The organism is Paenisporosarcina macmurdoensis (genome assembly GCF_042658845.1).
GTDB classification, from domain to species: Bacteria; Bacillota; Bacilli; order Bacillales_A; family Planococcaceae; genus Paenisporosarcina; species Paenisporosarcina macmurdoensis.
The window spans coordinates 90,291-103,696 of sequence record NZ_JBHSRI010000038.1; the positions used below are offsets into that span (position 1 = coordinate 90,291).

14 protein-coding genes and 1 riboswitch are annotated in these 13,406 nt (G+C 38.2%); of the genes, 8 read left to right on the plus strand and 6 right to left on the minus strand.

The genetic code is table 11. The features are described 5' to 3' along the window. Positions 1 to 48: 48 nt before the first annotated feature. Complete coding sequence (locus ACFPYN_RS17900) at positions 49 to 306, minus strand: hypothetical protein (protein WP_377736081.1); 258 nt, start codon at positions 304 to 306, stop codon at positions 49 to 51. A 103-nt stretch (positions 307 to 409) separates the two neighbouring features. Between ACFPYN_RS17900 and ACFPYN_RS17905 the strand changes: the two genes are divergently transcribed. Genes ACFPYN_RS17905 through ACFPYN_RS17915 form a run of 3 tightly spaced genes read left to right on the plus strand, consistent with a single transcriptional unit; the run spans position 410 to position 2,551 of the window. Continuing rightward, a complete protein-coding gene (locus tag ACFPYN_RS17905; protein ID WP_377736083.1) occupies positions 410 to 1,408 on the plus strand; it encodes a GNAT family N-acetyltransferase in 999 nt (332 codons plus the stop codon). Continuing rightward, a complete protein-coding gene (locus tag ACFPYN_RS17910; RefSeq protein WP_377736086.1) occupies positions 1,398 to 1,889 on the plus strand; it encodes a DNA topology modulation protein FlaR in 492 nt (163 codons plus the stop codon). The genes ACFPYN_RS17905 and ACFPYN_RS17910 overlap by 11 nt, the downstream gene beginning before the upstream one ends. Before the next feature lie 2 nt (positions 1,890 to 1,891). Then, complete coding sequence (locus ACFPYN_RS17915) at positions 1,892 to 2,551, plus strand: Dph6-related ATP pyrophosphatase (RefSeq protein ID WP_377736087.1); 660 nt, start codon at positions 1,892 to 1,894, stop codon at positions 2,549 to 2,551. A 58-nt stretch (positions 2,552 to 2,609) separates the two neighbouring features. Here ACFPYN_RS17915 and ACFPYN_RS17920 read toward each other — a convergent pair whose 3' ends face one another. The 5 genes from ACFPYN_RS17920 to ribE all read right to left on the minus strand — a co-directional run bounded on the left by ACFPYN_RS17920 (position 2,610) and on the right by ribE (position 6,976). Then, positions 2,610 to 3,773 (minus strand): class I SAM-dependent methyltransferase, encoded by a 1,164-nt coding sequence (locus ACFPYN_RS17920; protein WP_377736090.1) that lies wholly within the window; start codon positions 3,771 to 3,773, stop codon positions 2,610 to 2,612. A gap of 261 nt (positions 3,774 to 4,034) precedes the next feature. Then, entirely contained in the window at positions 4,035 to 4,565 is a 531-nt protein-coding gene (locus ACFPYN_RS17925) for a histidine phosphatase family protein (RefSeq protein ID WP_377736092.1), read from the minus strand. 92 nt (positions 4,566 to 4,657) lie between these two features. Further along, positions 4,658 to 5,125 (minus strand): 6,7-dimethyl-8-ribityllumazine synthase, encoded by a 468-nt coding sequence (gene ribH / locus ACFPYN_RS17930; protein WP_377736093.1) that lies wholly within the window; start codon positions 5,123 to 5,125, stop codon positions 4,658 to 4,660. Positions 5,126 to 5,137: 12 nt separating this feature from the next. Continuing rightward, positions 5,138 to 6,331 carry a bifunctional 3,4-dihydroxy-2-butanone-4-phosphate synthase/GTP cyclohydrolase II gene (locus ACFPYN_RS17935; RefSeq protein WP_377736095.1) on the minus strand — a complete coding sequence of 398 codons (1,194 nt, stop codon included), beginning with the start codon at positions 6,329 to 6,331 and terminating at the stop codon, positions 5,138 to 5,140. Between the two features lie 15 nt (positions 6,332 to 6,346). Next, complete coding sequence (ribE, locus tag ACFPYN_RS17940; protein ID WP_377736098.1) at positions 6,347 to 6,976, minus strand: riboflavin synthase; 630 nt, start codon at positions 6,974 to 6,976, stop codon at positions 6,347 to 6,349. A gap of 379 nt (positions 6,977 to 7,355) precedes the next feature. Beyond that, a riboswitch (FMN riboswitch) is annotated at positions 7,356 to 7,500 on the minus strand. A gap of 186 nt (positions 7,501 to 7,686) precedes the next feature. On the opposite strand from ribE, the gene ACFPYN_RS17945 reads away from it, so the two are divergent. The 5 genes from ACFPYN_RS17945 to ACFPYN_RS17965 all read left to right on the plus strand — a co-directional run bounded on the left by ACFPYN_RS17945 (position 7,687) and on the right by ACFPYN_RS17965 (position 13,398). After that, positions 7,687 to 9,321 (plus strand): AMP-binding protein, encoded by a 1,635-nt coding sequence (locus tag ACFPYN_RS17945; RefSeq protein WP_377736100.1) that lies wholly within the window; start codon positions 7,687 to 7,689, stop codon positions 9,319 to 9,321. Positions 9,322 to 9,466: 145 nt separating this feature from the next. Further along, positions 9,467 to 10,957 (plus strand): sodium/proline symporter PutP, encoded by a 1,491-nt coding sequence (putP, locus tag ACFPYN_RS17950; RefSeq protein ID WP_377736102.1) that lies wholly within the window; start codon positions 9,467 to 9,469, stop codon positions 10,955 to 10,957. A gap of 122 nt (positions 10,958 to 11,079) precedes the next feature. Further along, a complete protein-coding gene (locus ACFPYN_RS17955) occupies positions 11,080 to 11,979 on the plus strand; it encodes an ABC transporter ATP-binding protein (RefSeq protein WP_377736105.1) in 900 nt (299 codons plus the stop codon). Continuing rightward, entirely contained in the window at positions 11,969 to 12,766 is a 798-nt protein-coding gene (locus tag ACFPYN_RS17960) for an ABC transporter permease subunit (protein ID WP_377736107.1), read from the plus strand. Before ACFPYN_RS17955 ends, ACFPYN_RS17960 begins: the two co-directional genes overlap by 11 nt. Continuing rightward, positions 12,766 to 13,398 carry a TetR/AcrR family transcriptional regulator gene (locus tag ACFPYN_RS17965; RefSeq protein ID WP_377736109.1) on the plus strand — a complete coding sequence of 211 codons (633 nt, stop codon included), beginning with the start codon at positions 12,766 to 12,768 and terminating at the stop codon, positions 13,396 to 13,398. Before ACFPYN_RS17960 ends, ACFPYN_RS17965 begins: the two co-directional genes overlap by 1 nt. Positions 13,399 to 13,406: the final 8 nt, after the last annotated feature.

A 13,406-nucleotide genomic window follows, 5' to 3' on the forward strand; every position in this document is an offset into this window, starting at 1 on the left:
TACTTTATTAAAAAAACCATGCAAGAGAGATTAACTCCCTGCATGGTTCTAAGATTCAATCGCATAAAAAGCCAATATTAGTAACGTAATAATGAGTGTATTCATTATGTAATACGTGTTCCTAGTAATTTGTTTGTCGAAAAAAGGTGAACGATCAACTAGTTTATAACTTACCACCATAATTAAAATAAGGACAATTATCGATAAAAAAGTGGGCATATTATAAACATGAATATCAATAAAGCGAACAAATATGAGTGTTGCCGCCATAATTACGCCATAAGCAACTCGTTTTAATTCCATCATTTATCCCCTCTCCTATTTTATAATTATAGCAAGTTGGGCTTAGGATAGGAAGGGAACTCATGGAGATTAGCAGCAGCATAAGAAAACGTGAGGGGGAATTCATATGATTCAATTTGTTGGGTTTGATAAGCAATATTTATCGTCTATGGCAACTTTGTTAGCTAAAAGACATGAAGTGGAACGAAGCCGTTATTCATTCCTACCACAACAGTTTGAAGACCCACAAGTAACGGAAGCTCTTCTTCAAAAAGAAGTAGAAAAACCATTTGTTAATGGTATCGTGGCGCTGAGGGAAGACGAAGTAATTGGCTATATGTTGTATGAGTACAAAGAAGACGCAAAAAAGGGACGTCATATCACAATCGATTATCCGTATATAGCGATTGCTGAAGATGCTCATCCTAGACTTGTCCGTTTATTGTACGCTGAGGCAGGTGCAGAATGGATAGCTGGTGGCTATTTCCAACATATAATATACGTTCCAATTGGCTATGATCGTTTAGTCTACGAATGGTTAGATCAAGGATTCAGGTTTGAGCAAAAATATGCAATACTTGATATTCAAAATTACAAACCCAAAGCAACAGATGCAGAAAACAAAGCTTTAAGCGTTCGGCGATTAGCAGAAAGTGATTCGGACACGCTAAAACGGATGTCACGTTGGAACAGTATTCACCAAGCGGCTGCGCCGTCCTGGAACCCAATTACGAAAGAGTCTCTGGAAGATGTGAAAAGTGGCTATGCTGCACTTGCAAAAGATGCGGAGGCTATTGTCATGATTGGAGAACAGGATGAGATTCCAGTTGGTTTCCATGTATATTATGAAGCGGACTCTTCAGCCAATATGTTTACCCCTGATCGGACAGTGGAGCTACCGGCCGCGTCTACTAATCCACAATATCGGGGACGTGGAGTAGGGAAAGCACTTGCAGATGCAAGTTATTCTCAGTTGAAAGAGTTGGGGTACGATTATTCTTTAGCAGATTGGCATACCCCGAACCATTTAGCATCCTATTTTTGGCCAAAACTAGGCTATCAACCGTTTATGATTCGCATGGTACGAAAAGTCGATAACCGAATTGCTTGGGCACATGGCCAATAAAATTCGAATTGTAGGCTCAGTCGGTAGTGGGAAAACCACTCTTGCTCGAAAACTGGCTCTTCAAAAAGGAATCGACATGTATTCATTAGATGACGTGGTTTGGTCAAGAAGTTCTAATGGGGACATAAGGAATTCAGATGAACAGCGTGATGCGATTTTGGATGATATTCTCCTTCAATCAACATGGATTATCGAAGGTAGCCATCTCGGGTGGTCGAACAAAACATTTGAAGAGGCAGATCAAATTCTCTTTTTGCATCCCAGTCTACCGGTGCGGATGTACAGGATTTCACGTAGGTTTTTACGTCAAAAAAGAGGCGTGGAACAGGCAAGTTATGTTCCGACATGGCGGATGTATGGACAAATGTTTAAGTGGACCTATCAATACGAAACAAAATACAAAAAACAAGTTCGTGAAATAATAAATACCTCACAGAAAAATGCGATTGAAATTCGCGATGGCAAAAATTTAGGAGTTTAACAATGACAAACAAACCGTTTGTAGCATCATGGAGTGGCGGCAAAGATTCAGCTATGGCATTCTACCGCGCAGTCCAATCGGGCATGACCCCGAAACGATTGCTCACTATGTTTCAAGAAGATGAAGAAGTGTCAAAATCACATGCTTTGCCATTTAAAGTGGTTCAAGCACAAGCGGAGCGAATGAATGTCCCGTTAATGATTCGTGGAGCCGGTTGGGACGATTACGAAGCAAAGTTTATTCATGCGATGGATGAGTGTCGAGCAGATGGAATTACTCACGGGGTATTTGGTGACATTGATTTGGAAGGACATCTAGAATGGGTTCAAAAAACGTGTGCAAAATCCGATATTATACCGATACATCCACTATGGCAGGAACCACGTCAATCAATTTTAGAAGAACTGTTAGCAGTAGGTTTTGAAGCGGTGATTGTTGTGGTCAATACCAGCATGATGCCGGCAGAATATGTAGGTCGAACATTTACACAACCCTTGATGGAAGAGTTAGAAGCTCTCGGCATTGATTCGTGTGGTGAAAATGGTGAGTTTCATACGATCGTTTTAGATGGTCCTATTTTCTCATCTCGTGTACCCGTACTATTTGGGGAAGTGCGAGAAAATGATGGCTATGTGTTTTTAGATGTTTCTCTAGATGTTTAAGTTAATTAAAGAAAAAGGCAATCCTATGGTTAGGATTGCCTTTTTACGTGGGAATTTATTATGAAAGATAGTCTTTTAACTCGTTTTCTAAAAATGGTTTTGCTTGTAAGAAATCAACAAACGCGCGGTATTTCTTTATGTCATCTGTAGTGGGTTTCTTCCCAGTAAAATAGGCACGAATCAATATGTTTTTTGGCGTATGTTCCATATCGATGAATTCGAGTAATTGCGCATCGTATCCTACAAGTTTCAATAACTCTGCACGAATAGAATCTGTTGCGAGAGCAGCAAAGCGTTCTTTTACTAGACCATGCTGGAGCATAACATCCAAAGCAGGACTGTTCAGTTGCGTGTTTAACTCATGTTGACAACAAGGCACACTTAAAATCACTTTTGCTCCCCATTTAACAGCACGAGCGAGAGCCATGTCGGTTGCAACATCACATGCATGAAGGGTTACAACCATATCCACAGACGTTTCTTCATTGTAATCATTAATATCCCCGACTAAAAATTCAAGATGCTCATAGTTCAAGTCATCAGCAATTTGTTGGCATTCTTCAATCACTTCTTTTTTCAAATCAAGTCCAGTGACGCGAATATCTAGCCCTTTTTCAATGTGTAGGTAATGATATAGTGCGAATGTTAAATAGGATTTACCAGAACCAAAATCCAAAATACGTACGGGGCGATCTTTCGGAAGATAGTCGAGAGCATCATCAATAAACTCAACAAAACGGTTAATTTGTCGGAACTTATCATGCTTTTGCTTTTTAACTTTGCCATCGGGTGTTTGAACACCAAGACGCACCAAAAACGGATAGGAAGTATCTTCATCCAGCAAATAGTTTTTCTTTCGATTGTGGGAAAGATTCACTACTTTTTTGGAATTGACACGCTCTGATTTCCAAAGAACTTTAAATTTCTTAGAAAGTTGAATTTGGATTTTTTCTTCTTCAAATTCTGATTGAACTTGACGGAATTGTTGAAGTAGAAGATTAAGTTTTTCAGGGACATCGGACAAATTGAGATTTTCATGCTTTAACACGCGTTCATGCTGATATTCAAACTGAATCATGTATATACCTTTTAATTCAATAGGCTTTAATCGCACACGTTTTACTTCATCAGACTTGGCACGAGGTTGACTAATTGTTGCAGAGATTAACTGTTTGTTGTTAATTAAGTCCGTTATTTGTTCGAGCATTTCTTGGAATTCCATATAGTCCGCCTTCTTTACAAGTTTCTTAACGATAGTTTATCACATTCACCAAGATTCCATTTCTAATGGCTGTGTCGAAGCTGGAATTGCTAAGTGGACGGAAAACTATGTTTGGTCGGAAAGTTGATTTAGTTGGTCGTAAACTCAAATAGTTGGTCGATAACGCATCATATTTGGTCGAAAACCAACTCAAACCAACTCAACTTCACTTCAACTCATCCTCAACCCTAATCGCTATAATACCTCATCCGAGAAGCTTAATCAGTTTTTCCAGAGATGTTCGATGGTGCTTTCATGATTAACGATGGTCAGCGTAAAAACATCTGGATTGCTTAGTGATTGCCAATCGTGAAAATCAATGGAATTATCGAAGTGTTTTAGAATCAAACTCAAAAGGTTACCATGTGTGACGAGTACACCATTGTTTGGTGATTCGTTAACAACTTTAATGGCACGATCAGTAGCTTCACGACTAGATTCTCCACCATCAAGTTTCAAGTCCAAATCAGTAAATGTTTGTTCCAGAAGTTCAAGCCAATTTGGTAAGTTGCTCGAACTTAATACTCGTTCAGTTAAACGCTCATCAATCATGATGGGGATGTTTTTGGATTGAGCTGTTGGTTGTATGGAATCTACCGCACGTATATATGGGCTTGAAATGATGTGATGGATGATTTTTTCACTAAAAAAAGAGGCTAACTCTTTAGCTTGTTGATGTCCTGCTTGTGAGAGTTCAGCTTCAGGTAATTGTCCAGTTGCGGAACAGTGACGAACGAGATATACCGTTTTCATCTATGTATCCCTCCTTTACTAGTAGTTTATAACTTTAAAAGAAATATGTAAAAAACCCTGAAGCTAAATGCTTCAGGGTCCCGATATTTCAATTATGCAAATTTCTTCATTAAATTAGCCATTTCTATTGCGTTAGTTGCAGCTTCCCAACCTTTATTGCCAGCTTTCGTTCCTGCACGTTCGATTGCCTGTTCAATCGTGTCGGTTGTTAACACGCCGAAAATTACGGGAATATCATGTTGATATCCTGCATTTGCAACACCTTTAGCAGCTTCATTACACACAAAATCAAAGTGTGGAGTAGAACCGCGAATAACGGTACCAAGTGTAATAACGGCATCATATTTTTTTGAAGCAGCCATTTGTTTTGCTACAAGTGGAATTTCAAACGCTCCTGGTACCCAAGCGATTGTTACATTTGCGTCATCTACGCCATGTCTTTTAAGAGCATCTTCAGCCCCGCCTAATAGTTTACTCGTAATAAATTCATTGAAACGTCCAACGACAATTCCAATTTTCAGTTCGGATCCAATTAAATAGCCTTCTAAATGTGTTGTCATGTATAAGCTCCTCTATAAACTTAGGAAATGCCCAAGTTTCGTTTTTTTGGTTTTCATATAAATTTCATTGTCTGTATGTGTCGGTATTTCAATTGCTACGCGCTCAGTTACTTCTAAACCATAACCATCTATTCCAGCGATTTTTCTAGGGTTATTAGTCAAGAGCTTCATTTTGCCTACCCCTAAATCTCGTAAGATTTGTGCTCCGATTCCGTACTCTCGTAGGTCATCTGCAAAGCCTAGTTGTTGATTGGCTTCGACGGTATCCATACCTTGATCTTGAAGCGCATAGGCTTTTAGTTTGTTCATTAAGCCAATGCCACGACCTTCTTGGCGCAAATAAACTAGGACACCTGAGCCTGCTTCTTCAATTTGTTTTAATGATGAATGCAGTTGTGCACCACAATCACATTTGCGAGATGCAAAAACATCGCCAGTCAAACATTCTGAATGAACACGAGTAAGAGTAGGAGTATCGGTTGTAATCTGACCTTTAATGAGGGCAATATGTTCTTTGCCTGTCAAAGTTTCAGTGTAACCAACTACTTGGAAATCACCATATTCAGTTGGTAAAAGAATTTCAACTTCACGTGTAATTAATTTTTCATTCTTTTGCTTGTAAGCAATTAATTCAGCGATGGTTAGGATGCCGATATTTAATCGTTCGGCAATAATGACGAGGTCATCGAGTCTTGCCATGGAACCGTCTTCCTTCATAATCTCACAAATGACGCCAGCTGGAGCAGATCCTGCAAGCAAGGCTAAATCAACAGCAGCTTCTGTATGTCCTGCACGCTTCAATACGCCGCCTTTTTTTGCAATCAAAGGGAAGACATGACCAGGTCGTTTGAAATCAGTCGCTTTCGATTCACTGTTAATCATTTGGAGAATCGTATGAGAACGTTCAAATGCACTAATACCAGTCGTTGTATCTTTATGATCCACACTGATAGTGAAAGCTGTCCCATAAGGATCTGTGTTTTGGTCTGTCATTAAACCAAATTGGAGTTGTTGCGCAATTTCCTCAGCTACCGGCACACAAATTAAGCCTTTACCTTCAGTGGCCATTAAATTAATGATTTCTGGAGTGGCAAATTCTGCAAGAGCAATAAAGTCACCCTCATTTTCACGATCTTCATCATCAACAACAATGATGGCTTGTCCTTTTGCTAATGCCTCAACTGCTTTTTCTACCGTATAAAACATATAGAAACCTCCTATTTAATATCCGTGTTCTGATAGCCATTCTTTCGACATGTTGGATTTTGATAAATGAATGCGCTCTGTATATTTAGCGAGCATGTCACACTCAATATTTACTTTATCTCCAATACCTTTGTCTCCAAGTAGTGAATCGCTTTGTGTTGTAGGAATCAAGGAAATAGAAATCGATGATTGATCAACATGAAAAATAGTAAGAGATGTCCCATCGACTGCAACAGAGCCTTTTAACATCATGTATTTCATTAGACTAGGTTCTATTTCAATCTTTTTGGTGATGGCATTGGTTTCTTTTCTGATAGAGCGGATAACACCGATTCCATCGATGTGCCCACTAACAAAGTGACCACCAAATCGTCCATTTGCAGCCATTGCACGCTCCAAATTGACACGAGAGTTGGATGATAATTTTGCTAATGTGGTCGATTTAAACGTTTCCGGTATAACGTCGACAACAAACAAATCTTTCGTGAACGAAGAGACCGTTAAACAAACGCCATTAACCGATATGCTATCGCCTCTTTTGACATCCTCTAAAACCGTTTTTGCTCGAATGGTTAATTCGAGTGCGTGTGGCTTTCGTTGAATGGATGTAACAGAGCCAATTTCTTCAATGATACCCGTGAACAAATTCTTTATCCTCCTGACTGAAAAGAACATTAAAGGCTTACTTTTGATAGAGATAGAATTTTTTTGCGGAATAATACAATCGGCAAAAAAAACCGTCTTTACGATATGGGTGAAACGACTTAAGTTGAAAAGGTAGAGCAATTGAAAATAGGTTTTGGTTTTTTTCCACCATGGGGCAAACGGGTGGTAAGGAAAGGGAAGTATAGAAGTACCTCGTTCTCGTTAATGAAATGACTCTAAACCATGACAAAAAATCTCCTCACGACAGTGAGAAAGCCAGAATTTAAGGTATTTATTAAGAAGACTGAAGTAATTGATGTGTAATGGAATGTGAAAATGCTCAATTAAGTGTTTTGTGAGCATAACAAATAAACCTCTTTTTATTCTTCTCCCATCCAGACTATACTGTCGGTGTTGGATTTGCACCAACTCCACCGCTACTTTTTCAAGCACCGGGTCACGGACTTACAAACTTTCATTTGCTCACCGCCGGTAAGGAATTTCACCTTGCCCCGAAGAATATAAAGTGACTATTTGTCTTTTTAATAGTAGCACAATTGTATGTAAATGATAAATTCATTTGCATAATACTACTCGCTGCGATTTTGTAGATGTTTTTCAGTCATATAAAGATGTACAAGTCAATATAATTCGTCTGAATTTTGTGATAACATGAACTTGTTCATTAATTTTGCAAAGGGGGAGCTTACATGTTAAAGCAGCAAACAGTAGGAGTTGTAGTTCGAGAAATAGCAAAAAGCTATCCGGATACTGAAGCATACGTATATCCAGAACATAAAATACGTAAAACATATGAGCAATTTAATCAAGAAACGGATGACTTAGCAAAGGCCTTCATGGGGATGGGGATTGCAAAAGGTGAGCACGTTGCTATTTGGTCAGACAATAAACGCGAATGGCTATTGAGTCAATTTGCTACTGGTAAAATGGGTGCCGTGCTCGTTACCGTGAATACCAATTACCAAGAAAAAGAACTTGGCTACTTGTTGAATCAATCCGATGCAACAACGCTGATTTTGGGTGAAGAATTTAAGGGTACTTCATACATAGATGTAATTAATGCGGTGTGTCCAGAAGTGAAGAATTCAGAAAAAGGAAATATACAATCTGAACATTTACCATTTTTTAAGCGCGTCATTGTCATGAGCGAAAATAAGTATCCGGGCATTTATACATGGAGCGAGTTTGAAGCACATGCATCTAAGATTACGGATCAAGAGCTTGATGAAAGACTAAATATGTTGCACGTTGATGATGTCATTAACATTCAATACACTTCGGGAACAACTGGTTTTCCAAAAGGTGTCATGCTTACACATATGAACATCGTCAACAATGCGCAAATAATCGGTGACTTTATGAAGTTAACACCATTAGACCGATTATGTATTCCTGTTCCATTTTTCCATTGCTTCGGTTGTGTATTAGGGACGTTAGCTGCAGTAACACATGGGACTACGATGGTATTACTTGAACAATTCGACCCAAAAAGAGTGTTACAAGCTGTGCAAGATGAAAAATGTACGGGCCTTCACGGGGTACCAACCATGTTTATTGCCGAACTAAATTATCCAGATTATAAACAATTTGATACATCTTCACTACGCACAGGAATTATGGCTGGTTCGCCTTGTCCAATAGAAGTAATGAAAAAAGTCATCGAAGACATGGGAGCAAAGGAAATAACCATTTGTTATGGACAAACCGAATCTTCGCCAGTTATTACACAAACGCAATCAGATGATGCTATCGAAAAACGAGTAGCTACTGTTGGAAAACCACATCCACACGTAGAAGTGAAAATTATTGATCCTGCTACTAATGAAGATGCGCCAATTGGAACTCCTGGTGAATTGTGTACTCGTGGCTATCACATTATGAAAGGTTACTACAAGAATGAAGAAGGCACTCATGCTGCAATTGACAGTGAAGGTTGGCTTCATACAGGGGATATCGCGATTATAGATAGCGAAGGATATATCGAAATTACTGGAAGAATAAAAGATATGGTCATTCGTGGTGGAGAAAATGTCTATCCCCGTGAACTTGAAGAATTCTTATATCAACATCCAAGTATTCAAGACGTTCAAGTAGTTGGCGTTCCAGATCCTAAATATGGTGAAGAATTAATGGCTTGGATAATTGCAAAAGAAGGGGTAACAATAAGTGCAGAAGAAATTCGTTCATATTGCAAAGGGAAAATTTCACATCACAAAATTCCGCGCTATATCGAATTTACCGAATCGTATCCGATGACAGCATCAGGTAAAATCCAAAAGTATCTTTTGCGTGAAATGTCTAAAGAAAAAATTCCGACAGCATAATCCGACATATTTCCCGGGAAATAGGAAATAGCTGTTAAACGTTGGTAATTCAGTGTTTCACTAAAAAAGATATGCTCGTTCTTCTTCTAATGGCGTGTTATGATGAGTTTGAATTACTCACAATATTCTCAAAGGAGGAATAAATATGTCCGATACTGGATATCAATTGATTGCTATTATTATTTATATGGCTGCCATGCTTATCATCGGTTACTATTCTTTCAGACGTACGTCAAACTTAACCGATTACATGTTAGGTGGTCGTTCACTAGGGCCTGCCGTTACAGCACTTAGTGCAGGTGCCGCAGATATGTCTGGTTGGTTGCTGATGGGACTACCGGGAGCTATTTATGTATCTGGTTTAGTAGAGGCTTGGATTGCAGTTGGTTTAACTGCAGGAGCTTACTTAAACTGGTTGTTAGTAGCACCACGTTTACGCGCGTATTCTCAAGTGTCTAATGATTCCATTACGATTCCTAGTTATTTAGAAAATCGTTTGAAAGACACATCTAGATCCTTACGAATCGTGTCTGGAATCATCATTCTAATCTTCTTTACGTTTTATGTATCATCAGGAATGGTTGCAGGTGGAATATTCTTCAAAAGTTCATTTGGACTTGATTACCACACTGGCTTACTTATCGTTTCTGCAGTCGTAATTGCCTATACCTTGTTCGGTGGTTTCCTAGCCGTAAGTTATACAGACTTCGTTCAAGGCATAATCATGTTCTTAGCTTTAATTTTAGTGCCGGTTATTGGTATTTTTTATGTAGGCGGTTTCGGAGGTGCGGCAGAAAGTATTCGCGCTGTAGACCCTTCACACTTAAGTATGCTTGAAGGTGCATCTGTATTAGGCGTACTTTCAGCTGTAGCATGGGGCCTTGGCTACTTTGGTCAACCACATATCATTGTACGCTTTATGGCTATTAACTCAGTAAAAGAAACAAAACAAGCAAGACGTATCGGTATGGGTTGGATGATATTAAGTATTCTTGGAGCACTTGCTACAGGCTTAATTGGTATCGCTTATTACCAACAAAATGCTACTGCATCGTTAACGGATCCAGAAGCTGTGTTTATTGATTTGGGACAAATTATTTTCCATCCTTTCATCGCAGGGATTATGTTAGCTGCTGTGTTAGCCGCGATTATGAGTACAATATCTTCTCAATTAATCGTTACTTCATCTGCATTGATTGAAGATTTATATAAAATTGTATCGAAAAAGGAATCATCAGACAAAAAGTATGTCACATTGGGACGTATGGCTGTTTTAGTTGTTTCTTTAATAGCTATGTTCCTAGCATGGGAGCAAAGTAAATCGATCTTAGATTTAGTTGCATATGCATATGCATGGGCAGGATTTGGTGCTGCGTTTGGTCCTATTATTTTGCTATCTCTTTTCTGGAGAAAGCTAACAACATGGGGCGCACTATCTGGTATGGTCGTTGGTGCGATTACCGTTGTGATATGGGGCAACAATGAATATCTAACAGGCTTAATGTATGAAATAGTTCCAGGCTTTATTCTGTGCTTAATATTGGCTGTAGTCGTTAGTCTTATGACTTATCGCAAAAACACAGAAATCGAACGTGAATTTGATGCAACAATAGAACTTCTAAACGAAGAAAAGTAACTTTCAACCCACAACTTTCACTAGTTGTGGGTTTTTTTGAATTTCGATTGACCGATTGGTCAGTTAAGCATATAGTGAAGAATAATAGGTATATAGTTTCTTATAAGAGGGAGGTTTTTGATATGAATGTCATTGAAATAAACAATTTAACAAAACGTTATGGGAAATCACGTGGAATCGAAGACATCTCGTTTCAAGTAGCCGAAGGTGAGATATTTGGTTTCATTGGACCAAATGGATCAGGTAAAAGTACAACAATACGTACATTATTAAACTTTTTGTACCCGACGAGTGGAACTGCAAAAATTCTTGGAAAAGACATGGTGAAGGATTCAACATACATTCGGCAACATATTGGCTACTTGCCTTCCGAAGTTCACTACTATGATGATATGAAAGTAAATGAGTTGTTTAAATTTTCTTCTGGCTTCTATCCTGGAGATACATCACAGCATGCAATGCAATTGGCTACACGTTTGCAATTAGATACGACTCGAAAAATTGAAGATTTATCTTTTGGTAATAAGAAAAAGGTCGGAATTATTCAAGCACTTATGCATGAACCAAAATTATTAATATTAGATGAACCCACCGCAGGTCTTGACCCGCTAATGCAATCTATCTTTTTTGACCTGTTAAAAGAGCTACAACAAAAAGGAACGACGATTTTCTTCTCTTCTCATTATCTAAGTGAAGTTCAAAAGTTATGTAATCGAGTAGGCATTATCAAAGAAGGTCGAATGATTAAAATTGAGAATATGGAAGATATGCGGGCTAAGCAATTTAAAAAAGTGCATCTGCATTTTCATGAGAAATTTGAAAATACGTTTCGAATTGAAGGAGTTTTACAAGAACATATAACTGATACGAGTTACGAATTTATTTATAACGGCCATACACGAGATTTATTAGAACAATTACGATCTGTACCTTTTTATGACATAACCATTGAAGAACCATCTCTTGAAGAAGTGTTCATGCACTATTACGAAAAAGAAGAGGGGGATCAACATGGTCTTTAAAAAAGAATGGAAAAGAGCGCAAAAAGCATTGTGGATATGGGTTATAGCACTCGGAGGTATGTCTTTTCTAATCATGAGTATTTATCCTCAATTTGCTGAAAATAAAGATCAACTGCAGGAATTAATGAAACTTTACCCAGAAGCGATGCTCAAAGCGTTTAACATTGATCAACTGGGTTTCGATAGTGCATTAGGCTTTTATGCAATAGAAGGCTATTTATTCGTAACACTTTTCGGCAGTATTTATGCAGCCCTATTAGCAGGTGGGATATTAGTAAAAGAAGAGAGCGATCGGACGATTGAATTTTTATTAGCAAAACCCATTTCAAGAACACAAGTGGTCATACAAAAAGCTGCTGCGGTTGCCTTGGTTTTATTCGTATTCAACGTCGTTTTGACAATTATCAACTATATCGGATTCGGAATTGCGGATGATAATCAAGTAGATTTGAAAACATTCTTCATGATATCCTTAGCACCATTCTTGTTGCATTTGACATTTGCTGCCCTTTCTTTTGGTATTTCTGCATTTTTCCGCAAGCAAAGACTTGTAACATCCATGTCGTTGGCGATTGTACTATTTAGTTACTTTATGAGCATTGTTTCAAGTATTTCTGACAAACTAGCTGGTTTAAAGTGGATTACACCGTTTGAATATGTCAGTTCAGGTTATATCATTGAGCATGTAGCAATCAAACCAGCTTATTTAATTATCATGGTTTTGGTGATAGGCATTTCAGTAGCTATCGCTATTTGGAAGTACCATAAAAAGGATTTGATCGTGTAATGAACCTAGAAGTTGATGAGAAAAATGAAAGAATATTTCAAGCAGCTAAAGAACAATTCGCATTACATGGCTATCATCAAACTTCAACTAATTTAATCGCAGAGCATGCGGATGTCTCCAAAGCGCTTATTTTTCATCATTTTAAATCGAAAAAGAAGCTGTATTTGTTCATTATTGAGCGCTCAATTGATGTAATGCAGAGTTCTTTTGAAAAGGAATGGTACACAGATAAAACCAAAGATTTTTTTGAAATGATGAAAAAACTTGTAAGTATTAAAATGACAATTGCAATCAAGTATCCTATGGACAATAAATTGCTTATGCAGGCTTTTCACTCTCCACCAAAAGAAATTGCACAAGAGCTGCAGCTGTTAGTAATTGAAAAATCACAGGCTATGCAAACGCTAAGTGACGATACTATTTTTAGCTTACTCACACCTCTTTCTATTCGTGAAGGTGTAGAACTTGAGCACGCGAAAAATTTAATTCGCATAGTATTTGATTCTTTCGCTCAGCGAATAGTTGGTGAATACGATGGAAGATATGAAGAAATGGTCTATAACACCGAAGTGATTCTTGCTGATATGGATGCAATCATTGATTTATTGAAATATGGTGTTTACAAAAAGTAGGAGCTGCG

Excerpts from the sequence above, each read along its gene's own strand:
- ACFPYN_RS17900 (WP_377736081.1), bottom strand. The coding sequence starts at position 306 with ATGATGGAATTAAAACGAGTTGCTTATGGCGTAATTATGGCGGCAACA.
- ACFPYN_RS17905 (WP_377736083.1), top strand. The coding sequence starts at position 410 with ATGATTCAATTTGTTGGGTTTGATAAGCAATATTTATCGTCTATGGCA.
- ACFPYN_RS17910 (WP_377736086.1), top strand. The coding sequence starts at position 1,398 with ATGGCCAATAAAATTCGAATTGTAGGCTCAGTCGGTAGTGGGAAAACC.
- ACFPYN_RS17915 (WP_377736087.1), top strand. The coding sequence starts at position 1,892 with ATGACAAACAAACCGTTTGTAGCATCATGGAGTGGCGGCAAAGATTCA.
- ACFPYN_RS17920 (WP_377736090.1), bottom strand. The coding sequence starts at position 3,773 with ATGGAATTCCAAGAAATGCTCGAACAAATAACGGACTTAATTAACAAC.
- ACFPYN_RS17925 (WP_377736092.1), bottom strand. The coding sequence starts at position 4,565 with ATGAAAACGGTATATCTCGTTCGTCACTGTTCCGCAACTGGACAATTA.
- ribH (WP_377736093.1), bottom strand. The coding sequence starts at position 5,125 with ATGACAACACATTTAGAAGGCTATTTAATTGGATCCGAACTGAAAATT.
- ACFPYN_RS17935 (WP_377736095.1), bottom strand. The coding sequence starts at position 6,331 with ATGTTTTATACGGTAGAAAAAGCAGTTGAGGCATTAGCAAAAGGACAA.
- ACFPYN_RS17945 (WP_377736100.1), top strand. The coding sequence starts at position 7,687 with ATGTTAAAGCAGCAAACAGTAGGAGTTGTAGTTCGAGAAATAGCAAAA.
- putP (WP_377736102.1), top strand. The coding sequence starts at position 9,467 with ATGTCCGATACTGGATATCAATTGATTGCTATTATTATTTATATGGCT.
- ACFPYN_RS17955 (WP_377736105.1), top strand. The coding sequence starts at position 11,080 with ATGAATGTCATTGAAATAAACAATTTAACAAAACGTTATGGGAAATCA.
- ACFPYN_RS17960 (WP_377736107.1), top strand. The coding sequence starts at position 11,969 with ATGGTCTTTAAAAAAGAATGGAAAAGAGCGCAAAAAGCATTGTGGATA.
- ACFPYN_RS17965 (WP_377736109.1), top strand. The coding sequence starts at position 12,766 with ATGAACCTAGAAGTTGATGAGAAAAATGAAAGAATATTTCAAGCAGCT.